This window comes from Enterococcus sp. FZMF, from assembly GCF_030263915.1.
In the GTDB taxonomy this organism is placed as follows: Bacteria; Bacillota; Bacilli; order Lactobacillales; family Enterococcaceae; genus Enterococcus_D; species Enterococcus_D casseliflavus.
Window position 1 is genome coordinate 789572 of sequence record NZ_CP127160.1, and the last position, 26491, is coordinate 816062.

Here is a 26491-nt window from a genome sequence, read left to right on the forward strand (position 1 = left end):
ATCACAAATCACTTATCACAAATCACTTATCACAAATCACAAGTGATTTGTGATTGTTGATGATAAAATAAGAATAAGAAGAAATAGAAAGAAGTGAGTGATTGTGGGAAATTTAGGCGCACAAAAAGAAAAACGAAATGATACACCAATCAGTGCAAAAAAAGATATAATGGGAGATAAGACGGTTCGTGTTCGTGCTGACTTGCACCATATCATAAAAATCGAAACAGCAAAGAATGGCGGAAACGTAAAAGAAGTTATGGAAATAAGACTTAGAAGCAAACTTAAGAGTGTGTTGATAGTGCATTATCTTAAAATTTTGTATAATAGGAATTGAAGTTAAATTAGATGCTAAAAATTTGTAATTAAGAAGGAGGGATTCGTCATGTTGGTATTCCAAATGCGTAATGTAGATAAAACATCTACTGTTTTGAAACAGACTAAAAACAGTGATTACGCAGATAAATAAATACGTTAGATTAATTCCTACCAGTGACTAATCTTATGACTTTTTAAACAGATAACTAAAATTACAAACAAATCGTTTAACTTCTGTATTTGTTTATAGATGTAATCACTTCAGGAGAGATTACATGAACAAAAATATAAAATATTCTCAAAACTTTTTAACGAGTGAAAAAGTACTCAACCAAATAATAAAACAATTGAATTTAAAAGAAACCGATACCGTTTACGAAATTGGAACAGGTAAAGGGCATTTAACGACGAAACTGGCTAAAATAAGTAAACAGGTAACGTCTATTGAATTAGACAGTCATCTATTCAACTTATCGTCAGAAAAATTAAAACTGAATACTCGTGTCACTTTAATTCACCAAGATATTCTACAGTTTCAATTCCCTAACAAACAGAGGTATAAAATTGTTGGGAATATTCCTTACCATTTAAGCACACAAATTATTAAAAAAGTGGTTTTTGAAAGCCGTGCGTCTGACATCTATCTGATTGTTGAAGAAGGATTCTACAAGCGTACCTTGGATATTCACCGAACACTAGGGTTGCTCTTGCACACTCAAGTCTCGATTCAGCAATTGCTTAAGCTGCCAGCGGAATGCTTTCATCCTAAACCAAAAGTAAACAGTGTCTTAATAAAACTTACCCGCCATACCACAGATGTTCCAGATAAATATTGGAAGCTATATACGTACTTTGTTTCAAAATGGGTCAATCGAGAATATCGTCAACTGTTTACTAAAAATCAGTTTCATCAAGCAATGAAACACGCCAAAGTAAACAATTTAAGTACCATTACTTATGAGCAAGTATTGTCTATTTTTAATAGTTATCTATTATTTAACGGGAGGAAATAATTCTATGAGTCGCTTTTTTAAATTTGGAAAGTTACACGTTACTAAAGGGAATGGAGATAAATTATTAGATATACTACTGACAGCTTCCAAGAAGCTAAAGAGGTCCCTAGCGCCTACGGGGAATTTGTATCGATAAGGGGTACAAATTCCCACTAAGCGCTCGGGACCCCTTGTAGGAAAATGTCCTAAGTGTGGCAACAATATTGTATTAAAAAAATCGTTTTATGGTTGTTCAAATTATCCTGAATGTAAGTTTACTTTAGCTGAACATTTTAGAAAGAAAAAACTAACCAAAACGAATGTAAAAGAATTACTGGAGGGAAAAGAAACCCTGGTAAAAGGAATCAAAAACAAAGAGAAAAAGCCCTACAATGCCGTTGTAAAAATTGGGGAAAAGGGATATATTGATTTTATCTCTTTTTCAAAATAAACATAAAAGCCCTTTAAAGAGGGCTTTTATATATTAATCACAAATCACTTATCACAAATCACAAGTGATTAATCACAAATCACTTGTGATTTGTGATTCTTAATGATACAATATTACTATACAAAAAAAGAATGGGGCGTAGTTATGGAGAAGGAAAAACTAAAAATACTTGAAGAATTAAGACGTATTTTAAACAATAAAAATGAAGCAATTATTATCTTGAATAATTACTTTAAAGGTGGTGTTGGAAAGTCCAAATTATCGACTATGTTTGCTTACTTGACAGACAAATTGAATTTAAAAGTTTTAATGATCGATAAGGACTTACAGGCAACATTGACAAAAGACTTAGCAAAAACTTTTGAGGTAGAATTGCCACGTGTCAATTTTTATGAAGGCTTGAAAAATGGAAACTTGGCTTCTTCTATTGTTCATTTGACTGATAATTTAGACTTGATCCCTGGCACGTTTGATTTGATGTTACTGCCAAAATTAACTTGCTCATGGACTTTTGAAAATGAAAGTAGATTGCTTGCTACTCTTTTAGCACCTTTAAAAAGTGACTATGATCTCATTATTATTGATACTGTACCAACGCCAAGCGTTTATACAAATAATGCAATCGTGGCGAGTGATTACGTTATGATCCCTTTACAAGCAGAAGAAGAAAGTACAAACAACATTCAAAACTATATTTCCTATTTGATTGATTTACAAGAACAATTTAACCCTGGACTAGATATGATCGGTTTTGTTCCTTATTTAGTTGATACGGACAGCGCAACGATAAAATCAAACCTGGAAGAACTGTACAAGCAACATAAAGAAGATAACTTGGTTTTCCAAAATATTATCAAGCGAAGTAATAAAGTAAGTACCTGGTCTAAAAATGGAATTACAGAACACAAAGGCTATGACAAAAAAGTTTTATCCATGTATGAGAACGTATTTTTTGAAATGCTTGAGCGAATTATTCAATTAGAAAACGAAAAAGAATAGAATCACAAATCACAAGTGATTAATCACAAATCACTTGTGATTTGTGATTGTTGATGATAAAATAAGAATAAGAAGAAATAGAAAGAAGTGAGTGATTGTGGGAAATTTAGGCGCACAAAAAGCAAAACGAAATGATACACCAATCAGTGCAAAAAAAGATATAATGGGAGATAAGACGGTTCGTGTTCGTGCTGACTTACACCATATTATAAAAATTGAAACAGCAAAAAATGGCGGAAACGTAAAAGAAGTTATGGATCAAGCCTTAGAAGAATATATACGGAAATATTTACCTGATAAACTTTAAAAAGGAGTGAAAATGAAATGGCAGTTACGTATGAAAAAACATTTGAAATAGAGATCATTAACGAATTATCGGCAAGCGTTTATAATCGAGTATTAAACTATGTTTTGAACCATGAACTAGATACTAAAAATACTCGTTTACTAGAAGTGAATCTTTTAAATCAATTAGAAGTGGCACAAGAAGTTGATTTATTTCAACAACCATTTGAAGAATTACAAGCTATTCATGAGTATTGGCGGTCAATGAATCAATATTCAAAACAAATTTTGACAAAAGAGAAAGTGGCTTAACATGGCGAATATTACTGACTTCACCGAAAAGCAATTTGAAGATCGTTTAGAAAAGAATGTTGAACGACTAACTAAAAATAGACTAGCGGTTGAATCGCCAACCGCTTTTTTAGGTTCTGTTGCAAAGTTTTAAATCTACTATCAAATAAGGTAGAATAATAGAAAAAGATAGCAGGAGGAATGACGATGAATCATTTTAAAGGAAAGCAATTTCAGCAGGATGTGATTATTGTAGCCGTGGGCTACTATCTTCGTTATAACCTTAGCTATCGTGAAGTTCAAGAAATCTTATATGATCGTGGCATTAACGTTTCTCATACGACGATTTATCGTTGGGTGCAAGAATATGGCAAACTACTCTATCAAATTTGGAAAAAGAAAAATAAAAAATCCTTTTATTCATGGAAAATGGATGAAACGTACATCAAAATTAAAGGAAAATGGCATTATTTGTATCGAGCCATCGATGCAGATGGTTTAACCTTGGATATTTGGTTACGTAAAAAACGGGACACACAAGCAGCCTATGCTTTTCTTAAGCGGTTAGTGAAGCAGTTTGATGAACCGAAGGTTGTAGTCACAGATAAAGCCCCCTCTATTACAAGTGCCTTTAAGAAACTAAAAGAATACGGCTTTTATCAAGGGACAGAACATCGTACCATTAAATACCTGAATAATTTGATTGAACAAGACCATCGTCCAGTAAAGAGACGCAATAAATTCTATCGAAGTTTACGCACTGCCTCTACCACGATTAAAGGCATGGAAGCCATCCGAGGATTATATAAGAAAACCCGAAAAGAAGGCACTCTCTTCGGGTTTTCGGTCTGTACTGAAATCAAGGTATTATTGGGAATCCCAGCTTAAATCATAGATACCGTAAGGGATTTTATTCTTTATTTAAAACTTTGCAACAGAACCTTTGATTCCCATAGCGAAGTTCGTTTTTGTTCCTTAGGAAAAACTTGACTGATATACTAGTTTTGAAATGACGAGTAACTCTGTACTTCATCAATAATCAAGTATTGAATTTTAATTGTATACTTTTTATGCTTGAGGGATGTCTACTGTAATACAGCTACTGCAAAAAAAATCAGTACACTTATTTTCTTATAAAGGATATCAAGAACTAAGCTCAATGGTATGCATAGAAAAGAAAAAGCCGATAAAATGAGATTTTGATATCTCGAATTATCGGCTCTGCGTCTTTGCGTCTGGCTCTGTAATTACAGTTATTCTAAACTTCGTTATTTCAATTAAAATTTCTTGTCTGCATTTAGGACAAAATAGAGGGAAATTTTTTAATTCAGTATCTTCCCTCATTTTTAAACGGGTCTTATTGCCACATATAGGGCACAGTATCCACCTAGTATTTACAATATCTATATCCTCCTGTTCTAATTAACAACTCAATATTCATTTTAAAAATTTCTCTTTAGTTCACTATCAATGTAAGTTGATTTTATTAAACATATGCCTTACTTTGTCTATTCTATTATTTGGACGACGTGGTTGGAAAGCAGACTTAATGTTAGTAACCTGATAACCTTTTAACTCTGTTAAACAGACACTGCGTCCATTTGTAAAGAAAGTTAAACTGTTTCGATACTCTTGAATACAACGGGCTGGAATTTCACCAATGAGAATGACCTCGTTACCTTTTAACTTAGTATTTAAAATATTTGCACAATATTTGGAAGCATCATTATATGCTCTCGAAAGATATTCTTGTGGTACATAAATTTCGAAGCTAAGATATGGCTCTAATAACTCTGTACCACTCTTTCTAAAAGCCTGCTCTAGTACAATAGGCGCAAGCATTCGGAAATCTGCTGGCGTACTGACAGGGCTGTAATATAGACCATACTTAAAACAGATCTTACAGTCTGTTAATTTCCAACCGTACAATCCTTGTTCACACCCATAGCGTATACCTTCCATAACTGCATTTTGAAATGATTGATTTAAATAACCTAGAGAAACCAGGCTCTCATACTGAATGCCACTACCCAAAGGAAGTGGTGTTACAGATAAACCAATAGAAGCCCAGAAAGGATTTGGAGGTACTTCGATATCAATGGTAAATTCAGATTTTTTTAATGGTCTTTCCATATAAATGACAGTTGGTTTTCTTGTTTCTATCTCAATATGATATTTTTCTTGAATCAGAGTACAAGTTACCTCCATTTGGACCTCACCTAAAAAAGATAGCACAATTTCGTGAGTTACTGTATCTACATAATATTGTAGAAGGGGATCACTATCGGATATTTCAAAAAGTGCATCTAGTAACTTTTCTCTTTGTACTGATTTACATGGTTCAATTGTTGTTTGTAACATAGGAAGAGGATTCTCAAGAATTTCTCTATGTGGTAATCTTTTTTTATCTCCAAGTACGTTATTTAGTTTTAAAAGCTCATTTTTTAAAATAATAATCTCACCAGGCTCTGCCTTATCTATCTGGCGTAATTCTCCATTTATTGAAGTATACATTTCTGTAACTTTTATTTTTTCCTTTTCTGATATATTGACTGAGTCTCGCAAATGTAGCGTTCCACTATAAAGACGTACATAGACAAGCCGTTGACCATCATCTGAATATTCTACTTTAAAAACATTTCCACAAAGTTTATCTGAATTGAGTTGTGTGGGTGAAAATAATTTGCTAGTAATTACCTCTATAAGTTGTTTAATTCCAATATTATTCTTTGCACTTCCGTGATAAACAGGATATAAGGAGCAACTTTGAATTCTTTCGTTTTCCTCCTTTTCAAGTTCTGCAATATTCAATGTTTTCCCAATGGTATATTTTTCTAATAAATAATCATTTCCCACAATTACTGTCTCCCATTGTTCTGGTTCAGTATAATCTATTACATAAGGTTTCAAATTTAGATTCACAGTCTGCTTAATTATGATGTCGTCAGAAAGTTTGTCCTTAATATCTTGATAAACATCTGGCAAATTTATTCCATTTTGATCAATTTTGTTAATAAAAAATATTATAGGTATGTTCATCTTTCTAAGTGCATGGAATAGTATACGAGTTTGTGACTGTACTCCATCTTTTGCAGAGATTAGCAAAATAGCTCCATCCAAAACAGATAATGAACGGTATACATCTGCCAAAAAATCCATGTGTCCAGGAGTATCTACAATATTTACTTTAACATTTTCCCGTTGAAAAGATGTTATTGCGGTCTGAATAGTAATACCTCTCTGGCGTTCCAAAAACATAGTATCCGTTTTCGTTGTACCGCTATCTACACTTCCTAACTCTTTAATTGCTCCGCTACTGTATAGTAAGCTTTCTGTCAAAGTAGTTTTTCCTGCATCAACATGTGCTAAGATACCGATATTAATAATTTTCAATTTTATTTCCTCCATTCAAAAGCTCAAAAAGCAGAAAAAATCCCAGTGATAAATACTCTTATCACTGGGATTTTAATACAAAAATAGCTGTATACTACACACTGATAGCCACAGATGCTTTATGATAAAATGATAAAAGTATTCTTAAACTGGGCACAAAAAACCAGTCCTTATTTTAAATAAGGATGCTTAATTAATTATTCCCGCTATCTAATTGACAGTTTATTTAAGAATACCTTGCCGCATTTTTATTATCTCCTTTTGAATGTTATCTTAATTCTATCATATGATAGAATGCTTGTAAAGCCAACCATATTTTTTGAACGAAAGGGAAATTAATGAGAAATTAATGGAAGTTAGTGTAGTAGTTGAAGATAACTCTTCAGAATGGCTATCAAAATTCAGCGATTTAATAACGATTTACAAGTTCATAAGGGATTCTTTATTCATCCAGCTATTATATTACTTTTCAGGTCAATAGGACAACTGTCCACAACCTTTCTACAAATATATTACGTATAATTTTTGAAATATATACTGCTTAACAAAATATTTTGCAGTGGTTCCAATAGTTTTGAATTGTTAATATTAAGTTTGACTTGGAAAATATCATTAAAAGTTATACTGTTTATTTGGAAAAAATGGGAGCGTCAATAATTTTGTGTAAATGATTCTTCCCTACTGCAGATTGTTTCTAATTCTCAATCAGTTGGCTTAGCATTTGTTCAAGTTCGCCTTCGGCCTGTTGAAAGCCTTTATGACTGCGACCTAGGAATTTTTGGTTGTAAGTATCAAAAGACGAGACTAAGAAACGTTCCATCGACTCTTCGTTTTGGAACTGTTCCTTGCGGTGGCTGTATTTCTTGATTTGCTTATTAAAGGATTCAATCAAGTTCGTAGAATAAATACTCTTGCGTATGGCCAAGGGGAAATCATAGAAAGTGAGCAAGTGATCGTTCGAAAGAATCGATTCAACCACTTTTGGATAGCTGGTTTTCCATTTTTCCGCAAAAGCACCACGTGCTTCCAACGCCACCTCTTTAGATGAGGCTTGATACACCATTTTAAAATCATCACAGACTTCCTTACGATCATCGACACGCACTTTGTGACTGATATTACGGGAAACGTGTACACAACAATGTTGAAAACGAGCTTTGGGATAGAACCGACTAATCGCTCCTACCATCCCCTTTAAGCCATCCGTGATGAACAGGAGGACATTTTTCAAACCGCGCTCTTGAAGGTCCAATAAAATTTCCTCCCAAATCGTGATAGATTCAGTCGGTGCAATCGCATAGCTCAATACTTCCTTTGATCCGTCCGGGCGAATGCCAACTGCGATATGAATAGCTTCCTTGGCGACGGTTTTCCGCTTTAACGGAATATACGTTGCGTCCATATAAATAGCAGCATAACGGTCATGAAGCTCCCGCCCTTTAAACGCCGTTACCTCTTCTGTAAATGATTTTGTTATATTGGACATGGTTTGGGGCGTGTAGTAATGCCCATACATTTTCTCAATCAAGTCTGCGATTTCCGACATGGTAATACCTTTTCGGAAGAGGTGAATGACGGTCTCCTCTAACGTGTCATTCGTCCGTCTATAAGCAGGAACAGTCTGTTGCTTGAACTCACCATTGCGGTCGCGCGGAATCTGGAGATAAAGTTCCCCATACTCGGTCTTGACCGTACGGTCATAGGAGCCGTTACGAGAATTACCCGTGTTAAAACCAATGCGATCATACTTTTCGTAATCTAGGAAAGCCGTTAACTCCGTTTTGAGAAGCGTATTGACTGCTTTCTCCAAATGGACACGGAATAATTCATTCAAATCGCCTTTGTTCGCTAGAGTCTTTAGAATTTCTGTAGTAAAATCGTTCATAGGGAAGTCCTCTCTTCTGTGAATGTGTTGTGGTAACTCTATTCTACAGAAGGGACTTCCTTTTTTCTATTTACACAAAATATTTTACACTCTCGAAAAAATTGGAGAGACCTTTTTAAGTAATGTAATGAAAATAGTTATAAGTTAGAATAAAGGTGAATTTGCTTATACTTCTCATAGAAGGTTGATTTCACGCTATATTTTGGATTATTTATGCTAAATCATTATAAGTTTGCTATAGTGACATACAATTTTTTTTGCTTATACTAAATATTCAAGTATTGTTTTCATCTTAATATTCTTTATTCATTCATTATTATTTTCCAGTTATCCTTCTTCTCTAAAGTTAATTGGTATTGGGAAATATTTTCAATCTTTGTTTCATTGTCTAAATATCGAACGGCTATTTTTACTAGATACTGTTTCTCTTTCTTCTGAATAATTGGATTCACCAACTCAGAGTAAATAAAGTTTTGACTGATTATTGGTAAAACATCTTCCATCATATAATAATCGGTTCTGTTGCAAAGTTTTAAATCTACTATCAAATAAGGTAGAATAATAGAAAAAGATAGCAGGAGGAATGACGATGAATCATTTTAAAGGAAAGCAATTTCAGCAGGATGTGATTATTGTAGCCGTGGGCTACTATCTTCGTTATAACCTTAGCTATCGTGAAGTTCAAGAAATCTTATATGATCGTGGCATTAACGTTTCTCATACGACGATTTATCGTTGGGTGCAAGAATATGGCAAACTACTCTATCAAATTTGGAAAAAGAAAAATAAAAAATCCTTTTATTCATGGAAAATGGATGAAACGTACATCAAAATTAAAGGAAAATGGCATTATTTGTATCGAGCCATCGATGCAGATGGTTTAACCTTGGATATTTGGTTACGTAAAAAACGGGACACACAAGCAGCCTATGCTTTTCTTAAGCGGTTAGTGAAGCAGTTTGATGAACCGAAGGTTGTAGTCACAGATAAAGCCCCCTCTATTACAAGTGCCTTTAAGAAACTAAAAGAATACGGCTTTTATCAAGGGACAGAACATCGTACCATTAAATACCTGAATAATTTGATTGAACAAGACCATCGTCCAGTAAAGAGACGCAATAAATTCTATCGAAGTTTACGCACTGCCTCTACCACGATTAAAGGCATGGAAGCCATCCGAGGATTATATAAGAAAACCCGAAAAGAAGGCACTCTCTTCGGGTTTTCGGTCTGTACTGAAATCAAGGTATTATTGGGAATCCCAGCTTAAATCATAGATACCGTAAGGGATTTTATTCTTTATTTAAAACTTTGCAACAGAACCGTTATAGTTAGCATGAGTATTAATAAATAAGCTATCTATTTTTTTTAATAATTTATCCAGTTTATATGAACTATTCTTTAGACGCCGTTTGTATAATTAAGCGAGACAAATAAAAAAAAGAATTACTATATTTTCTATGATAGTTGTTTTTGTAGGTATAGGATTAGGATACTGCTTTGGAATTTCAAAACCACATCAGGAAGCTGTTGATAATTTTAATAGTGCTTATAAACCTATCAAAGAAAAAAATAACTCTTTGAATAAAATTATTCAAGATGCAGAAAAAAGTCTAAAAACTAACGAATCACCACTGGATAAGACAACTAAAGCGAACCTTGAAAATGTTTTAAAACAATCTCAGAATGATATGGTCAGAGTTCCAAAAATCCCAAATAAAACTTCTGATATTAACAAATCAATAAAGGCTTTGCCAAAAACAGTTGAATATAGTGATAACCAAAAGGAATTGAAATTGGCTTTATCTAATTTTAAAGAATCAATCAATAAAAATAAGTTGGTGACTAATCCAACTTCAGATTTTGTAATAAAAAAATTGAAATCTGTACCTACTATTACAGGAGTTGAAGCGGTAACCGAAAGCAATGATCCCAATGGTTCATTGAATAAACCTGGGGGATACACCTCTGCTATTTATTTTACGGACTCCGAAGTACAAGATCAAATAGATGGATCAGATATTATTGCTAAAGGTACTGATGCAGGAGGACAAATTGAAGTCTACAAATCACCTGAAGAAGCACAAAAACGCAATACTTATTTATCAGCATTCGATGGGGCAGGATTATTCAACTCTGGGTCTCATGAAGTTTGTGGTACATGTGTAATTAGAACCTCAAGTAAACTAACTGCAACCCAACAAAAAGAATTGACAAAAAAAATAGTTGAGAGTCTAACTCAATTATAAAAAATAATATAAAGCATAGGATTGTGAGAATATGGAACAAAATAACGAGAGTTTAGCATTAAAAGTAGTTAATGAATCATTAAAATTACCATTTATCAAAATTGATCGTTCAGAATTTTTAATTAAAACATTCGGTGAACAAGTAGATGATATTCAAAAGTTAATAGATGAAGGACCACAAGTGTTTTTTTCAAAAGAAGAGCTTGATGAAAGCGCAAAAAAAGTTATAAACGCTAATGTACTACAATCGAGTAGTTTATCATTTGCTAGTGGTCTGCCTGGAGGATTTGCTATGGCTGCAACAATCCCTGCGGATATTGCTCAGTTTTATGGTTACTCTTTAAAACTAGCTCAAGAAATATCTTATATTTATGGATATAATAATATGTGGAGTGACCAAGGGGAACTAACTGAAGATGCAAAAAACACACTAATTCTTTATTTAGGCGTAATGTTAGGTGTCACTTCAGCGGGGGCAGCTGTTCGAATTTTATCTAACAAAATGGCTTTACAAGCACTTAAAAAAATCCCTCAAAAAGCATTAACTAAAACTATTTATTATCCAATAATAAAAAAAGTAATGGCAATATTCGGTACGAAACTTACTAAAGCTACTTTCGCTAAAGGAGTATCAAAATTTATTCCTTTATTTGGTGGAGCGGTGTCAGGAACTATGAATTACATTTCTTTAAAACCTATGGCTAATAGGTTAAAAGATGAGTTAGGAAAAAATATAAATTATACGACAAAAGACTTTGAGCAAGATATAAAAATTTTAAATGACGAAGATGTAATCATTACTAATTCTGATGTCGAGTATGATGATGAAAATTATCTTAAACAACTAGAGAAGTTAAGTGACTTATTGGAAAAAAACATTATTACTGAACAAGAATTTCAAAAAATGAAAAAATCAATTATAGATAAATTATAATATTTAAAAAGGACTCAGTTTATGGCTCAACAAATCGTTCTTCCCATCAAAGATTCTAATGTCTTAAAGATGGTGCAAGACACCTTACTTGATAGCTTTCGTGCTGGTCGTCGTAACTATACAATCTTTCAGGTTGGGAAAGCGACCTTGCTAAGAGTAAGTGATGTCATGAAATTAAAGAAATCAGATATTTTCAATCCTGATGGAACAGTCAAACAGACTGCTTTCATTCATGATTAAAAGACAGGTAAAGCGAATACTTTGTATTTAAAACCTGTCCAACAAGATTTATTGATGTATCATGATTGGCTGGTCCAACAAAATATGAATTCTGAGTGGCTATTTCCTTCAACTGCTCGTCCTGACCGTCATATCACGGAGAAACAGTTTTATAAGATCATGACACGAGTTGGTGAGCTTCTAGGAATTAACTATCTAGGAACGCATACCATGCGTAAAACAGGTGCTTATCGGGTCTATACGCAGTCAAATTATAATATTGGGTTAGTCATGCACTTATTGAATGACTCAAGTGAGGCAATGACCTTAACGTATCTTGGATTAGATCAAGCCAGTCGAGAAACCGTGCTCGATCAAATTGATTTTGGTTAGCGTGCCATATTATCACTATAACTACTAACCAGTTGAAGATACAGGCGCTACTTGGTGTAATAGGGATTATGTGAACTAAGAGATTAAATAACTATTTTAGTATATTTTTGATACCTTGATAGATAAATGATTTTATTAGAGAAAAGAGGCAGTAAGGTGAAACTAACTAAAGTTGTGTGTGAAAATTGTGGAGGGAATATAGAGATTAACAATTTATCTCATATTAATAATCAAGAAGTTTCTTGTGCATATTGCGGTGCTACCTATATCGCTAACGCAGAACATTCTATAATTGGAGCACTACGAGAAGTAGAATTAGAGCGTGTAAAAGAATTACAAAAAAAAGAGTCCTCTAAAGCGGAATGGGAATTTAAGGATAAACAAGAAGAAAGAAAACTTAATACTAAAATTCTTTTAGGTCTTGCCATTTTTATAGGTATCAGTATGTTAGCGCTAAGTGTAGGAGCATATTTTGAGTCCAACCCAATGGGAGTTAAAATTACTGTAGAACAAAGTGATTTTAAAGGTGAGAATTATAAAATCGTAAAAGAAAAGTTGACAGATATGGGATTTAAAAATATAAATACTGAAAAAGTAGCAGATTTAAAATTTGGAATTTTATCAAGTGAAGGTGATGTAAAAGAAGTCACTATCAATGGAGATAATGACTTTAAAAAAGATGATTACTTTGATGAACAATCAATTATAAAAATATATTATCATGTTTTTAAAGATTAATTTTAGATTTGTATAATGTTATTTATGTTAAATCATAAAAATTCCTCCTGCTATCTTTTTCTATTATTCTACCTTATTTGATAGTAGATTTAAAACTTTGCAACAGAACCTTATTTGGGAATAAAATTGCTGAATAATCCTCCAAAATAATGAAGAGTATGTTCGTGAAAGAATAATTGTTCAAAACTAATACTATTTTTACAATGCATATGCATTGTAAAAAATCATAATTAAATTAAATATAAGAGATATTGAATAATATGGATATACGGTATATACTTAATTATAGGAGTTGATTTTATGAATATAAAAAAACGAAAAATTAGAGAAGTAGGTAACTCAATAGTTGTCACTTTATCAAAAGAGAGTTTATTACAAAAAGGATTGAAACCTGGAGATACTATTTTTATTGATGAAGACAAAATGATGGATGCAATCGTGAAAGAAGAAAGCAATTTAGATCTCGAAATTGATATGTATGTGAATCAAGCTCTATCTGAATATGATGCGGCGTTCAAGGAATTAGTTGATCGATGATTTATTTGAGCGAAAGAGACATTGTAAAATTGAATGTTATTCAAATAAAAAGATATTCACCAAAGGAAACAATTGGCGTTATTGATAAAAATGCTTTGAGTATGGCTGTAAATCAACCGAAACAGCATATTTTTGGAAAAGATCTCTATCCTGATGTGTTCAGCAAAGCAGCAGTTCTCTTAATAAATCTGATCAAAAAACATCCATTCCATAATGCAAACAAACGTACTGCATTTCTAGCGGCATATATTTTTCTCAAGCTAAACGGCTACTCACTAAAAATGGAAAATCAGGAAGTCGTAGAATTTGTAGTTAGAATTGCCACTTATCAGGGTGAATTTGATGAGCTAAAAGAGGCAACAACAGATGTATTAAAAAATAATTCAACGAAGATTGATACAAAAAAATAGAAGCAAACTAAGGATTTAGTTAAAACTGGATTTTTAGTTTGCTTTTTATTTTAGTTTACATAAGATACATTATGCGAAGTTCATTATTTTAGGCGAATGTTAAGATTAAGCGCAACTATACATTACTTTTATATAAATATAGTTCGTCTTTTGCTCTTTTAAACCCTGTCGGTAAACTTAAATTGATACGATTGTTCGACAAAAACATTTTATAACAAATGAAATAATCTCTTGAAAATATCATGTAATTCTCGCGTATTCTAGTTTAAACTTTTGAGCTGGTGTTTTCCAATTTAGAATTTTTCTTGGTCTAGTATTTAAGTTTTCTACAGCGTCATCGACGATACGTTGCGAGACATTCTTAAAATTAAACGGTTTAGGGAAATATTCTCTAAGTAATCCATTATGATTTTCGTTAGAACCACGTTCATGAGGTGCATACGGATTTGCATAGTAAATTTTGCACCCGAAGGTGTCTTCAATAAGACCGACTTGAAATTGATTTACAAATTCAGTTCCTCGATCACAAGTAATAGATTTTACCCCTTGAGGATACATTTCTATTAGTTTTTTAATCGCTGCCATCATAGCGCGGCCTGTTTTATTAGGGAGTTTAATTGCTACGTATTGTCGTGTCTTTCTTTCGATAAAAGTTGCTAGACAGGTTGATATGCCTCGTTTTGAAACTACTGTATCAGCTTCCCAATGACCAAATTCTGTACGAAGCTGAACAGCTTCTGGGCGCAAATCAATGGTTCTATTTTCAAAGAAAGCTCGATCAATGCGAATCTTCGATCCAGATGACTTTACTTTATATCTTTTTCCATGTCTCCTAAGCTTTTTGATGTTGAAATCAATGGTTTTTGAGTAAATCCAGTTATAGATCGTGGATGTACATACCTTTACGCTTTTAATGGAATGTGCAATTTGTTCTGGAGAATATTTTAGATTCAGATATTTTAAAATAGTTTTGGTATTGTGAATCGTGGCTTTTTTAGTAACTCCACAGTTTTTTTTCCGCAATTTAGCGATATTTTGTGCACTTGAAGCTTGATAAGGCAACCGTGCGATACTGTTGGCTTTTCTAGCTTCAGTCCCCCGTTGAATCTCCCGAGTGATTGTTGAACGATGGCGATCTAATCTACGTGCTATTTCAGCTGGTCGTAATCCTTCGTCAAGATAGGCTTCAATTTTTCCACGCTCTTCAGCGGTTAAATGTTTATATACCATGTATCAAACTAGCTCCCTTGCTCTATTAATTACTACGGCAACGAATGATTTGACAATGAACCTTCACAGATATGAGATCCGCTTCCAACTAGGAGCTAACTTAAGACAAGTCAGCTCAGCCGATACAAGGCTATCATATCTGTGTTCATAATCAAATCGTACTCCCTGCAGTATGCAGGCAAATCGTATCATATTAAATAACGAGCATCAATATAAGTTTGTGGAGGTTTGTTGCGCTTTATTTTACTATTCAGGAGTTCATTATTTTAAAAGCTTAAATAATAAGCTTTTTTATAATACCAATTTATTTATGTAAACCAATGACCTTAATCGCTTAAGCAAGCATGTTATGTAATACTCTACTCTCTCCAAAACTAATGACTATCTATTTTCAAAGAACCTAGAATGATTATCTGATCCAATGATAATTTATATTTAATTCCTGGTCTACTACTCTTCTTTTAATCAATTAATGTCTAACGTACTGTACACGATAAAGTAGGAAGACTTATTTTCAACTTCGGATTCATTTTTTTTAATTCGGTGAAAATCACTAAATTAAGAGTTTATCCAAGTTCATTTTAGCTGAGAATACGCTTGAAAATAATTTTGATGAATTTTCCTGAATTAAAATTTACTAACTTGTTGAGTGATATAATTGTAATGTATTACCAAATAGTTAGCACTTAGATTAGTGATGGAAAGGAATAGTGAGAACAAGATGACTGGTAGAAATCCCAAAGTATTTATATCATATTCATGGGAGAATAAGGAAAATAAAGAATGGGCTAGAGAACTAGCAGACAAATTACTTGAAAACGGTATTGATGCATATATAGATCAGTATGATTTAAGTTTAGGTGATAGATTACCTCAGTTTATGGAGCAACAAATATCCGATTCAGATTATGTTCTAATTATATGTACACCAGAGTATAAAAAAAAGGCAAATAATCGTACAAGTGGTGTTGGGTATGAAGGTCATATTATCTCAGCAGAATTGCTTTCTGGAAAAAATGAACGTAAATTTATCCCAATAATTAAAGAAGGACGTGCAAGCGAAGTACTTCCTACTTTTCTTGCTGGAAAGCTTGGAATTGATTTATCAGATAGCCAGCATTATGATGAAAACTTAGATGATTTAATTACAACTATATTTGCTGTTAAGAGAAAACCAGCATTAGGTGATATACCTAGGCATATTAAAGGCAGTCCTTTACTACCTATAGAACATAATGAAAATAAAGATATTGAAATCTTAGGAATTATCACTGATAAAGTAACTGTACCTAAAATGGATGGCTCAAGGGGTTCTGCATTATATAAAATTCCATTTAGATTAAATAGAGTACCAAGTCAGCTTTGGAAAGAGTTGTTTGTTAGAAATTGGAATTCACCACCACGATATACAACAATGCATAGACCAAGAATTGCTTCTGTTGTAGACGATGAAATTTTACTTAATGGAACAACTATTGAGGAAGTCCGGGAATATCATCGGGAAACTTTAAAACTTTGCATTGAAGAAAGTAATACTCAAGAAAAAAAAATATTGCTAGAGGAGGAACAAAAAAAAGAGAGAGAGAATGAGCGAGTCAGATCACATAAAGAAAGTGTTCAGAAATTAGCAGATGAATTAGAGTTCTAGTTGATAGTCAGTTCTTTCTTAATTCGATACACAGTTTGCCTAGTCACATTGTAGTCTGTTGCAATCTTTGAGATAGCAACTCCATTCTCCAGATCCTGAACGATGCTTTTATAAACAAGGCGTCGCTGAGGATCTTTTGTTTCTGCACTGTATAACTTAGGACGACCTTTATAGACGCCGTTTGCTTTAGCAATCTTAATTCCTTGTGCCTGGCGTCGTTTAGATTCAGTACGCTCTTGTTCGGCAATCATGGCTAAGATTTGAATGATTAAGTCTTTAATGAATTTATCCAGGAGAGGATTTCCGATTGCTTCAGCCATGATTGGTAAACTGGTGATAATAAGTCGCACATTCTTCTTCTTTAGATAATTAACTGAATCGATAATTTCGTCATAATTTCGTCCAAGTCGATCAATGGCTTCTACAATAAAAATATCTTGCTCTCTGACAAAATCTAAAGCTTCCTGAAAAATTGGCCGATGACTGATAGTTGCTCCAGATTGCTTTTCTATAAAAATTTTTTCAGCGCCAAACTTTTCCATTTCTTCAATTTGGCGTTGTTCATTTTGATCGATGGATGAAACTCGAATATAAGCAATTTTCAAATTTATTTCCTACTTTTCTTAAACATTTAAAATACACCCTAATCATACGTCAGAACGCTAGATTTTTCAACATAATATCAATGTGTATTTAGGGTACAGCCGTATTCAACAGTTTATTCTGCTGGGCAATTTTTTAATGTCCTAGGTTTGGTAGTGGATGATCAAGTGCAAAAGCAAGGCGTTGGCGGGAAACTACTGTCGGCAATTGAAGAAGAAGCCCGACAGCGAGGAATGCAAGGCATTCTATTAAATTCGAATGTTAAACGCCATGCTGCTCACAGGTTTTATGAAAATCATGGCTACCACAGCAGTCATGAACAGAAACGGTTTATCAAGGAATTATAAAAATACAAAGACGCTGGAGGAGTGACAAACGACACTCCAGCGTCTTTTTTTGTATTCACTTTAATTGGTTCAAAAGACTAATATTTATGGAATCAATGCTAACAACAGCCGTTTAATCTCCTCATAAACCTCTCCGGTTTCCGGCGTCACACGTTGACGATTCTGAATGATAAAAAGATCACGATAGCGGTACTCTGGATCAAGTTCCTGCCAAGGCAACTCTTCTGGTAATGAAAGTTTCGAAATGATCGATTTGCCGATGTTTTGTTTTAGTAGGGACAAAATCACTTCGCTATTATTGGCTTTGATGATTTGCGGATTTAGGTGCTGTGCGTAAAGATAGGTTTCGTTAATGTAATACATCCCCGAGTCGTTTTCTCGCAAGACCCAAAAATCAGAAGCGAGGTTGCCTGCTAACACCAATTCATCGCGATAAACGAATTCTTTTTGGATCAATGGCGAAACGATTGATTTTTCGATCAGGCCGATATGGGCTTTGTTTGATTCGACGGCATCGATCACTTCTTGCGAATTCATGATTTTGATTTCAAAGGCAAATGTTGGAAATTCTGCAATCAGCTGTGCCATGATGCTAGGCAGTAAGTAAACGGCGGTGGTATTCGAACAAGCGAGCACACACGCTGTTTTAAAATTTTTGGTGTCTTTGGCTTGCGAAAAAATAGTGGACAATGAGCGGAGGGACTCGACCACACGAGGATACAAAAACTCCGCTTGGCTAGTGGGTAAAATCAATTGTTTTCCTTTACGTTCAAAAAGTTTGAAGCCAAGTTCCGCCTCTAATCGTTGGATTTGCAAGGAGATCGTTGGCTGAGTTTTATAGAGCTGTTTTGCGGCAAGACTAAAGTTTCTCGTTTCATAAACAACAATGAAGGTTTTGAGCAATTCAATCATTTTGCGGACTCCTTTATTATTAATAATATTTATAATTAGTATTTAAAAGTACAATTTTACAAATAGTTATCAGGTGATTATAGTATAAGTGTAGAGAAAAAAGAAAGCAAATTTAATTGAAATTTTCATACGTTAAGAAAGGATGAGTTGATGAAAACATCGATCCAGCATTTTTTACATTCATTGCCAATCCCGATTTGCGGCTTGATTTTAGGCACTGTGTCTTTGGGGAATTTATTGTATTCAGAAGGAATGGAGACGGTTGGAAATGCGTTTTGCACCCTTGGTATTTTCATCATGGGGCTCTTCCTTCTGAAAGTATGCTTTACATTTAAGCACACGATGTCAGAGTTGCAAAACCCAATCGTTGCTTCGGTGGCGCCGACCTTTACGATGGCGCTGATGGTGATCTCCACTGTTTTTGAACGGGTCATTCCCAATGCAGTGGTGAATGATCTGCTCTGGTGGGGGGCTATCGGCTTACATTTTGCTCTAATGATCTATTTTGTTGTCGTGCATATTTTGCCTGTCGACCTTTCGCTGGAATACATTTATCCAAGCTGGTTTATTACCTTCGTCGGGATTGGCGTAATTCCCAATACTTCTGCTGTCTTTTTTAAAGAGCTAGGGGAAGTGATCGTCTGGATCGCATTGGTATTGTATTTTGCGCTTTTGCCGATTATTTTAAAGCGAGTCGTCCATCAAAAGCTGACGGAACGTGCGGCAGTTCCTTTGATCACGATTTTAACAGCACCAGGTTCTCTTTGCTTAGCAGGTTACCTTTCCGTATTTGAACAAGGCTCTGCTTGGTTTGTCGCCTTTATGCTGTTATTGTCACAAACGATTTATTTCTGTGTTGTCGCTTATATGAAAAACATGCTGGCAGTCGGGTTTTACCCAAGCTATGCGGCATTTACGTTTCCTCTTGTGATCTCGGCGACGGCAATGTTCAAATCAGCACTGTTTTTTGCAAATCACCCACTGATATTTGGGTTTCTACAAGCCTTAACGATTATTGAAACAAGCTTTGCCGTGATCGTCGTCAGCTATGTGTTAGGAAAATATGCTGTTCATTTGTATCAGCAAACCAAAGCGCTGATTGCCGATCATAGTTACTAAGAAAGTACAAAAAATCATCCATTTTTTAAGAAAATGCGTACTCTACGCAAAAAAATAGCACAAGTATTTGAAAAGAAAGGGAAGGGATCGCACATGAAAAGTACAAGCAGAAAAGTTGTCGTTGTCGGAACAGGTTTCGTTGGAACGAGCATTGCGTATTCCATGATCAATCAAGGACTGATCAATGAATTGGTCTTGATCGATGTCAATCGAGACAAAGCAGAAGGAGAAGCCCTCGATTTGTTAGACGGTATGTCATGGGGGCAAGAAAACATCAAAGTTTGGGCGGGAGAGTACTCGGAATGTAAAGATGCTGATATCGTCGTTATTACTGCAGGGGTCAACCAAAAGCCAGGACAAACACGGCTTGAATTGATCGATGTCAACGCCGAAATTATGGCAAGCGTCACAAAACAAGTGATGGCTTCAGGCTTTGATGGCGTGCTTGTCATCGCTTCAAACCCAGTCGATGTCTTAACTTATCAAGCATGGCGTGTGTCAGGGTTGCCAGCCAATCGTGTCGTTGGTACGGGAACGACCCTCGATACCACAAGACTTCGAAAAGAAGTGGCGGCAAAATTAGCCATCGATCCACGGAATATTCATGGGTATATCATTGGGGAACACGGTGATTCGGAAGTCGCTGTCTGGTCCCATACAACGATTGGTGGACAACCGATCGTAGAATTGATCAAGCAAAAGGATCATTTGACCGTTGCCGATCTAGCGGTTCTTTCTGAACGAGTAAAAAATGCCGCCTATGAAATCATTGATCGAAAACAAGCAACATTTTACGGGATAGGGATGAGTGTCGCAAGAATCGTTCGAGCGATCTTAAATGATGAGCAAGCGATTCTGCCGGTGTCTTCCTACCTTGATGGGGAATATGGCATCAACGATTTATTCACAGGTGTTCCTGCAGTCGTGGACCAAAACGGCGTCCGCGAAATTATTGAATTGACGCTTACCCCTGAGGAAAAACGGCAGTTTGATACTTCGTGTCATCAGTTACGAGCAGTAATTTCCACAATTGGACAAAGCAAAGTCAGCTGATCTCAAGAGTACCAGTAATGAAAACCTCGTGTTCGTTTTTGCCAAAGCATGGTTCGACTATTTACGGTCGGCCATGCTTTTTTACATCTAGCCAAGAATGTTAAAAGGAAATGGCGTATTTTACGCGAAACGCCCACTATTCAACGCTCTTTTTTTCTCACTCCTTTAGAAATAACATCCTCAGTGAATGACAGAAAAAGAATGATCGATCAACCTTGCAAACTTTCCGAGTTGTAAAAAGTGACAAAGTGTCACCTTGTGTGGTATTCTTCAAAAAGTGACACTTTGTCAACATTTGGAAAACAGGAGGAAAGAGCAATGTTTCTGGCTATAAAAGAAATGCGTTATTCAAAATTAAGATATGGGCTGATCGTAGGAATCATGTTTTTGATCGCCTATGTTGTTTTTATATTGTCTGGCTTAGCTACCGGACTTAACTGGGATTTTAAAAAGGCCATCGTCGACTGGGATTCATCCGCGATCGTTTTATCAGAAGATGCGAATGACACATTTGCGGCTTCGCAATTGACGAGAGGGGATCTAGACCGTGTAGCAGGGACTCAAAAAGCCCCGATTGGTTTATACAGCAGTGTCATCACGGTCAACGATGAACAAGTCAATGTGACTGTTTTTGGTACACAAGACGATGCGTTCTTGTTACCAGAAGTCTTAGAGGGCAAGCTGTTTTCAAAAGAAAATGAGATTACGATTTCAGAAAACTTAGCAGAAGAAGGTATCAAGGTCGGGGATCAAGTGAAAATCGGGCGTTCAGATGAAACCTTCAAAGTCGTTGGGATCACCCCAGAAACGTCTTATACGGTGTCACCAGTGATTTATACTTCTCTCGATACTTGGACGAAAATGAAGTTTGCTAATCAACCATTTGCATCTGACAAGGAGCAGCCCATCAATATCATTGTGACCAAATCAAGTGATCCGAAAGTCGATAACCAAGAAAGAACCCAGCTCAAAGTCTTGGCAACGGAAGACTTTATTGAAAAGCTTCCTGGATTTTCTGCCCAAAACTTGACCTTAAATGCCATGATCTACTTCTTATTTGTCGTTGCAACGGCAATCGTGGGGATTTTCATGTATGTGATCACCCTACAAAAAACGGCGATTTTTGGTGTGATGAAAGCCCAAGGGATTCGGACCAGCTTTATTGCTAAATCAATTATTGCGCAAGCATTTATGGTCGGTGTGATCGGGGTAGCCATAGCCTTTGCGGCGGCATACGGCACCAGTTTGTTTTTACCAGATGCCATGCCATTTTTCTTTGAATTAAAGCAATGGCTGCTTTATAGCGGCATCTTGATTCTCGTGGCAGTTCTAGGCGGCTTATTCTCCATTCGGACGGTCACAAAAGTAGATCCAATTACGGCAATAGGAGGGTAACAAAGATGAAAGACATTTTAGTAATGAAGGATATTATAAAAAAATTTGGCAAGCAGCATACGGAAGTAACGGCATTAAAAGGACTGAATTTTCACGTTCAAGAAGGGGAGTTTGTCAGTATCATCGGCCCTTCTGGTTCAGGAAAAAGTACCTTTTTGACCATCGCTGGCGGCTTACAAAGTCCAACATCGGGAGAGATCATCATCAACCAGGTGAACTTTTCCCAATTAAATGAAAAGCAACGAGGGAAGTTGCGTTTTAAAGAGATTGGGTTTATCTTGCAAAGCTCGAATTTGATCCCTTTTCTAACGGTAAAGGAACAATTTTATTTGGTCGACAAAGTTTCAGGAAAAGCCAAGGAAAAGGAACGGATTGATGAATTGCTTGCTTCATTAGATATTCTCGATCTTCAAGACAAGTTTCCCCGCGATTTATCTGGTGGGGAACGTCAACGAGTAGCGATCGGCCGGGCGTTGTTTAATGACCCAAGCTTGATTTTGGCGGATGAACCAACTGCCAGCTTAGACACCGATCATGCGTATGAAGTGGTGAAGTTATTGGTGAAAGAAGCGCATGAGAAAAAGAAAGCGACAGTCATGGTCACTCACGACGAGCGAATGATCCAATGGAGTGATCGCATTTTCCGAATGGAAGATGGCAATCTGATCGAACAAAACGCCCCGTCAAGAGAAACTGCACAAGTCTGAGTGGAAAAGTAGAGGGATTTGTTTATAATAGAGGGAGTAGATTGCGAATGATGGAGGAGAATCCCTTGCCAAGTACAACATTTTTTCATTTAAAACAAGAGAAAAAAGAAAAAATCGATGCCGTGCTTTTAGAAGAATTCTTCAGCAAGCACATCAGTCAAGTCAAGGTCTCTGCCATCGTCGAAAAGTCGCACATTTCTAGAGGGGCCTTTTACAAGTACTTTCAAAACTTAGAAGATGCCTATGACTATGCGATCGCCGACTATTCAAACCAAATCCATTCCGCGATTTTTACGTTTATCAATCGCAACAAAAATGATTTTTTCAAAGGGATCGAAGAATACTTGGCTTGGTGCAGTCAATGGTCGCCTGAAGATGATCATTGGAAAATGATCCACTTATGTACCCAAAGCAATGCCTGGACGAAGCGCGATGCGATCCCTGACGATTCGCCCATGATTCGCCAGTGGTTGGAGCTGTTGGAAGAAAATCGCTTCACGATCCATGATACGCAAGAAGCTGTCAGTTTCCTTTATTTTATTATGGCGGTTGTGATGGATAGTCTGACAGATTTTATTTCGAATGAATGGACCGCAAAAGAGCTGATCAAAGATTTTCGCTATAAGGTGCAATGGATCAAGTATGGAATCAAAGAGGAAAATGACGAAGAATGAACACTTCGGCAAGAGGATGGAGCAAATGCCTCGCACGGCGGAGAAGTTCATTTACAAAGAAAGAGGTGCCCGACAACTGAAATAGTTGTCGGACACCTCTTTTTTGAGGGAATGATTATTTTTTATTTACACGTTTCGCAATGATCGGCAAGATCAAGCCAATCAAAAGAAAAGCGATTGGCGTAATGATATTTAAGGCCAATTGGAAGAACCAAGCTTGCGGATCTGCCGCATAATCAAGCTTAGGAACCATCCCTAAAATGCAGGCAAAGGCCGTGAACAAGAAGCACCATAAGCCGATCCCAAAGCCAACCTTGGTGTTTTTCACGAATTTATAATCGGAAGTAAAGCGATTGGCATGTTTGTTGACTAGCATAAAGGCTAAGAAGACCCATAAGTAACGCAATGGCATGACAACTGAATTCAAGTTCAGCAACCAACGATACAGTTCGGTCATATTGCCGATTCCTAGTGCTGGAATGATGATCAAAATGCTGACTAGGATACCAGTCATAATATACCCGTTTACTGGTGTTCCTTTTTTGTTTAGTTTTGCTAAGCCATTTGGTACAAATTCTGAATCAGCATCAGACAATAATATTTTCAATGGGGCATCAATTGAAAATGCCAAAGCAGAGATTTGCGCTAACGCATTGGCGATGGAATAAAGAATGACAAAGAAATTGCCGATTCCGTAGAAGTTTCCTAGTCGTTGAAAGGCTTCATAAGCGCCGTTGACCATCAAATCTTCTGGAATATGATTGGCATCAAAAAGCATCCCCATAGCAATCGAGCCGAGCAAGGCACATAACGCCACCATACCGGCTAAAAAGATCATGCCTTTTGGAAATTCTTTGGCAGTATTTTTTGTGTTGTTTACGTAAGGCGAGATTTTTTCACAGCCACCTACTGCAAATACCAGCATCGAGATCGTGGTTAAATAGGTAAAGTCAAATTTAGGGATATAGGTTGAAACAGATGACATGTTTGGTGTAGCAATTTCAGCACCAGTCATTGCTGGAGCAGTGACTGCTAAAAGAATAAAAAGAATCGACATCACGAACATGGCTGTTCCCGCGATGTTCCCAATCATTTTTAAGGTCGTCAATCCTTTAGAGGCAATCCATAAAAAGAATAGAAAAATAGCTAAACAAATCAACGAGACTTCCATGGAGCCCATCGTTGATACAAATGTACCATTTCCTTTAAATAACCAACTTAATGATACTAAGATTCCTTGGGGTTTTTGTGCCAAATAAGGCACGTGAACGACCCAATAAGTCCAAGCAGCAAAAAAAGCCAACCGTTTTGTTGAGGTTTCTTTGATCCATGAGGAGACCCCACCACTTGACTCTTTGAAGGTCGATCCTAACTGACCAACACTTAATGCATAGGGTACAAAATAAAGGGCCATAATTAATAGCCACGAAACAACAACAGTTAATCCTTGTTGAGCGTAGTTGTTTACAACATTTCCCAGTCCCCAAACAGAGACGAACGCCATCAGCGCAATATTATACCAGCGTAATTGTTTCTCATTCATCGCTTTCTCCTTCTTAAAATGATTTTTCTGACTGGTTAAAATAGAGCGTTTTTTGAAATTTAGTGAGAAAAAAATTTCTTTCCATAAGCGCTTGATCACGATCAAGTTTCTTATGCATTTTTTCACAAATGTCAAAGGTCAAATTGAATAAAAAAATTTCATTTGCTTCTTTTTATCCAGTCGTTGATTTTCCATAGTTAGGATAAACCTCTGAATTCTTTTGGTCAAGAAAAATTAAATTGTTATTTAAAAAAAATAATAAATTTCTGATGATAGCAAAAGCAAACATCATAATTCATTAATAATCTGAAAGAAATCCAACTACATTCGGTCAAGAGCATGGATGAAAGAGGGAGTGTTTCATTCAAATGAATGGACGTATAAAGATGGAAGAAACCCTTTCGAAAGGCTTTTCACTGGTGCTTTTAGGATAGATTTTTAAGCAAAGGAAACAGGAGAGTAGTCGTAGTTTTTTTGTTTTTTAAGAAAAATTTTACGCGAACATTCTTTCAAAGAAACACGAAAACAAAGTTAGCCGAATGCTTCGTTCCATCGAAATCAGTCGTTTTTTTTCGCCAATTTATAGGAGGTGGGTGTTATTCGCTCAAATACTGGCCATAAAAGCAGATAAAAGACGAAGTTTCCGCTGGCATGGAAGAAATCGAACAGTAGTCCTTGAAGGTAATAGGCAAGAAACGAAGGAAACTGATAAAGCCAAACCTCCATCAACGAAACGATCAAGCCATAAAGAAGTCCGCAAAGAAAGGCAAAGAAAGCTTGCAAGAAGCGGTTTTTCTTGATGATCGGTATTTTTCCAATCTGATGAAAAAGAACGATGGTGACAGTAAGTGCAGCCAATTGACTGATCGTCCAGGGACCCATGCCTAGATAGATATTTGTTCCGAGCAAACTTAATAAGGCAATCATCAACGCATCAGATAAACGGTAAGAAAAAGCCACTAAAAATAAAAGGGCACTCATAGGCTGAATGTTAGGGATAAAGACAAAAACTAACCGTCCAACGATACAAGCCGCAGTGATCAGTGCTAAATGAGAAATTCTTTGGATGGAAAATATCTTGGTTTGGGGAGGAAGCATGAAAATCGCCGTCTTTCTAATTGATAATCATTCTCATTATACATGGAAAATAATAAAATTCAAGATTG

The 26491-nt window shown here is 35.7% G+C and carries 29 protein-coding genes and 4 pseudogenes; 24 read left to right on the forward strand and 9 right to left on the reverse strand.

Features of this window, described 5'->3' with window-relative positions; translation table 11 throughout:
* The first annotated feature begins 97 nt into the window (after window positions 1-97).
* From QN079_RS03850 to QN079_RS03890, 9 genes and pseudogenes are all read left to right on the forward strand, one after another.
* Window positions 98-337 (forward strand): peptide-binding protein, encoded by a 240-nt coding sequence (locus QN079_RS03850; RefSeq protein ID WP_000635249.1) that lies wholly within the window; start codon window positions 98-100, stop codon window positions 335-337.
* Between the two features lie 48 nt (window positions 338-385).
* Window positions 386-469: a 23S rRNA methyltransferase attenuation leader peptide gene (locus tag QN079_RS03855; protein WP_001814874.1), complete on the forward strand. Its 84-nt coding sequence runs from the start codon at window positions 386-388 to the stop codon at window positions 467-469.
* A 124-nt stretch (window positions 470-593) separates the two neighbouring features.
* On the forward strand, window positions 594-1331 hold the full coding sequence (gene erm(B) / locus QN079_RS03860; RefSeq protein ID WP_001038795.1) for a 23S rRNA (adenine(2058)-N(6))-methyltransferase Erm(B): 738 nt from the start codon (window positions 594-596) through the stop codon (window positions 1329-1331).
* Between the two features lie 169 nt (window positions 1332-1500).
* Window positions 1501-1761: pseudogene (locus tag QN079_RS03865) on the forward strand (topoisomerase C-terminal repeat-containing protein); the annotation flags it as partial.
* A 102-nt stretch (window positions 1762-1863) separates the two neighbouring features.
* Entirely contained in the window at window positions 1864-2760 is an 897-nt protein-coding gene (locus tag QN079_RS03870; protein ID WP_289230400.1) for a ParA family protein, read from the forward strand.
* Window positions 2761-2851: 91 nt separating this feature from the next.
* Window positions 2852-3067: a peptide-binding protein gene (locus QN079_RS03875; protein WP_001835296.1), complete on the forward strand. Its 216-nt coding sequence runs from the start codon at window positions 2852-2854 to the stop codon at window positions 3065-3067.
* Between the two features lie 17 nt (window positions 3068-3084).
* Complete coding sequence (locus QN079_RS03880; RefSeq protein ID WP_002326825.1) at window positions 3085-3357, forward strand: antitoxin; 273 nt, start codon at window positions 3085-3087, stop codon at window positions 3355-3357.
* A gap of 1 nt (window position 3358) precedes the next feature.
* Window positions 3359-3469: pseudogene (locus QN079_RS03885) on the forward strand (zeta toxin family protein); the annotation flags it as partial.
* 74 nt (window positions 3470-3543) lie between these two features.
* Window positions 3544-4224, forward strand: a complete 681-nt coding sequence (locus tag QN079_RS03890) for an IS6-like element IS1216 family transposase (protein ID WP_001015311.1) — start codon at window positions 3544-3546, stop codon at window positions 4222-4224.
* A gap of 324 nt (window positions 4225-4548) precedes the next feature.
* On the opposite strand, the gene QN079_RS03895 is transcribed toward QN079_RS03890, so the two are convergent.
* Window positions 4549-4743: a cysteine-rich KTR domain-containing protein gene (locus tag QN079_RS03895; RefSeq protein WP_425268363.1), complete on the reverse strand. Its 195-nt coding sequence runs from the start codon at window positions 4741-4743 to the stop codon at window positions 4549-4551.
* 60 nt (window positions 4744-4803) lie between these two features.
* Window positions 4804-6744, reverse strand: a complete 1941-nt coding sequence (tet(S), locus tag QN079_RS03900; protein WP_002405437.1) for a tetracycline resistance ribosomal protection protein Tet(S) — start codon at window positions 6742-6744, stop codon at window positions 4804-4806.
* Between tet(S) and QN079_RS16605 the strand changes: the two genes are divergently transcribed.
* On the forward strand, window positions 6729-6854 hold the full coding sequence (locus tag QN079_RS16605; protein ID WP_193393255.1) for a hypothetical protein: 126 nt from the start codon (window positions 6729-6731) through the stop codon (window positions 6852-6854). The genes tet(S) and QN079_RS16605 overlap by 16 nt on opposite strands.
* 569 nt (window positions 6855-7423) lie before the next feature.
* Here the strand turns inward: QN079_RS16605 and QN079_RS03905 are convergent.
* Together QN079_RS03905 and QN079_RS03910 are read right to left on the reverse strand one after the other, a co-directional pair.
* Entirely contained in the window at window positions 7424-8614 is a 1191-nt protein-coding gene (locus QN079_RS03905) for an IS256-like element ISLgar5 family transposase (RefSeq protein ID WP_289230399.1), read from the reverse strand.
* Window positions 8615-8916: 302 nt separating this feature from the next.
* On the reverse strand, window positions 8917-9120 hold the full coding sequence (locus tag QN079_RS03910; protein ID WP_017370349.1) for a conjugal transfer protein: 204 nt from the start codon (window positions 9118-9120) through the stop codon (window positions 8917-8919).
* Between the two features lie 83 nt (window positions 9121-9203).
* On the opposite strand from QN079_RS03910, the gene QN079_RS03915 reads away from it, so the two are divergent.
* The 7 genes and pseudogenes from QN079_RS03915 (at window position 9204) to QN079_RS03945 (ending at window position 14094) form a co-directional block, all read left to right on the forward strand.
* Window positions 9204-9884, forward strand: coding sequence for an IS6-like element IS1216 family transposase (locus QN079_RS03915; protein ID WP_001015311.1), 681 nt, complete (start codon window positions 9204-9206; stop codon window positions 9882-9884).
* A gap of 190 nt (window positions 9885-10074) precedes the next feature.
* A complete protein-coding gene (locus tag QN079_RS03920; protein WP_244319701.1) occupies window positions 10075-10863 on the forward strand; it encodes an EbhA in 789 nt (262 codons plus the stop codon).
* 31 nt (window positions 10864-10894) lie between these two features.
* On the forward strand, window positions 10895-11797 hold the full coding sequence (locus QN079_RS03925; protein WP_208786346.1) for an EcsC family protein: 903 nt from the start codon (window positions 10895-10897) through the stop codon (window positions 11795-11797).
* Window positions 11798-11818: 21 nt separating this feature from the next.
* A pseudogene (locus QN079_RS03930) lies at window positions 11819-12409 on the forward strand (site-specific integrase).
* A 156-nt stretch (window positions 12410-12565) separates the two neighbouring features.
* Window positions 12566-13147, forward strand: a complete 582-nt coding sequence (locus tag QN079_RS03935; protein ID WP_289230402.1) for a hypothetical protein — start codon at window positions 12566-12568, stop codon at window positions 13145-13147.
* 300 nt (window positions 13148-13447) lie between these two features.
* Window positions 13448-13684, forward strand: a complete 237-nt coding sequence (locus QN079_RS03940) for an AbrB/MazE/SpoVT family DNA-binding domain-containing protein (RefSeq protein WP_002287931.1) — start codon at window positions 13448-13450, stop codon at window positions 13682-13684.
* Window positions 13681-14094, forward strand: a complete 414-nt coding sequence (locus tag QN079_RS03945; RefSeq protein ID WP_198764190.1) for a type II toxin-antitoxin system death-on-curing family toxin — start codon at window positions 13681-13683, stop codon at window positions 14092-14094. Before QN079_RS03940 ends, QN079_RS03945 begins: the two co-directional genes overlap by 4 nt.
* A gap of 240 nt (window positions 14095-14334) precedes the next feature.
* Here QN079_RS03945 and QN079_RS03950 read toward each other — a convergent pair whose 3' ends face one another.
* On the reverse strand, window positions 14335-15324 hold the full coding sequence (locus QN079_RS03950) for an IS30 family transposase (RefSeq protein ID WP_002337512.1): 990 nt from the start codon (window positions 15322-15324) through the stop codon (window positions 14335-14337).
* A 721-nt stretch (window positions 15325-16045) separates the two neighbouring features.
* Here QN079_RS03950 and QN079_RS03955 point away from each other — a divergent pair.
* On the forward strand, window positions 16046-16972 hold the full coding sequence (locus QN079_RS03955) for a toll/interleukin-1 receptor domain-containing protein (protein WP_284592623.1): 927 nt from the start codon (window positions 16046-16048) through the stop codon (window positions 16970-16972).
* Here QN079_RS03955 and QN079_RS03960 read toward each other — a convergent pair.
* Window positions 16969-17577 (reverse strand): recombinase family protein, encoded by a 609-nt coding sequence (locus QN079_RS03960; RefSeq protein WP_284592622.1) that lies wholly within the window; start codon window positions 17575-17577, stop codon window positions 16969-16971. The two genes, QN079_RS03955 and QN079_RS03960, sit on opposite strands and share 4 nt — an antisense overlap.
* Window positions 17578-17709: 132 nt before the next feature.
* On the opposite strand from QN079_RS03960, the pseudogene QN079_RS03965 reads away from it, so the two are divergent.
* Window positions 17710-17922: pseudogene (locus QN079_RS03965) on the forward strand (GNAT family N-acetyltransferase); the annotation flags it as partial.
* 84 nt (window positions 17923-18006) lie between these two features.
* Here QN079_RS03965 and QN079_RS03970 read toward each other — a convergent pair.
* Window positions 18007-18834 (reverse strand): LysR family transcriptional regulator, encoded by an 828-nt coding sequence (locus QN079_RS03970; protein WP_081117234.1) that lies wholly within the window; start codon window positions 18832-18834, stop codon window positions 18007-18009.
* A 150-nt stretch (window positions 18835-18984) separates the two neighbouring features.
* Between QN079_RS03970 and QN079_RS03975 the strand changes: the two genes are divergently transcribed.
* The 5 genes from QN079_RS03975 to QN079_RS03995 all read left to right on the forward strand — a co-directional run bounded on the left by QN079_RS03975 (window position 18985) and on the right by QN079_RS03995 (window position 23782).
* A complete protein-coding gene (locus QN079_RS03975; protein WP_121262192.1) occupies window positions 18985-19953 on the forward strand; it encodes a TDT family transporter in 969 nt (322 codons plus the stop codon).
* A gap of 93 nt (window positions 19954-20046) precedes the next feature.
* Entirely contained in the window at window positions 20047-21006 is a 960-nt protein-coding gene (locus tag QN079_RS03980; RefSeq protein WP_121262190.1) for an L-lactate dehydrogenase, read from the forward strand.
* Window positions 21007-21324: 318 nt separating this feature from the next.
* A complete protein-coding gene (locus tag QN079_RS03985) occupies window positions 21325-22401 on the forward strand; it encodes an ABC transporter permease (protein WP_289230404.1) in 1077 nt (358 codons plus the stop codon).
* 5 nt (window positions 22402-22406) lie between these two features.
* Window positions 22407-23108, forward strand: a complete 702-nt coding sequence (locus QN079_RS03990; protein WP_077453594.1) for an ABC transporter ATP-binding protein — start codon at window positions 22407-22409, stop codon at window positions 23106-23108.
* 47 nt (window positions 23109-23155) lie between these two features.
* Window positions 23156-23782: a TetR family transcriptional regulator gene (locus QN079_RS03995; RefSeq protein ID WP_081117236.1), complete on the forward strand. Its 627-nt coding sequence runs from the start codon at window positions 23156-23158 to the stop codon at window positions 23780-23782.
* Window positions 23783-23897: 115 nt separating this feature from the next.
* Here the strand turns inward: QN079_RS03995 and QN079_RS04000 are convergent, their stop codons facing one another.
* Together QN079_RS04000 and QN079_RS04005 are read right to left on the reverse strand one after the other, a co-directional pair.
* Window positions 23898-25325, reverse strand: coding sequence for an APC family permease (locus tag QN079_RS04000; RefSeq protein WP_289230405.1), 1428 nt, complete (start codon window positions 25323-25325; stop codon window positions 23898-23900).
* Between the two features lie 558 nt (window positions 25326-25883).
* The gene (locus QN079_RS04005) at window positions 25884-26423 is read right to left on the reverse strand and encodes a hypothetical protein (protein ID WP_289230406.1); all 540 of its coding nucleotides are present in this window, start codon (window positions 26421-26423) and stop codon (window positions 25884-25886) included.
* Between the last annotated feature and the right edge of the window lie 68 nt (window positions 26424-26491).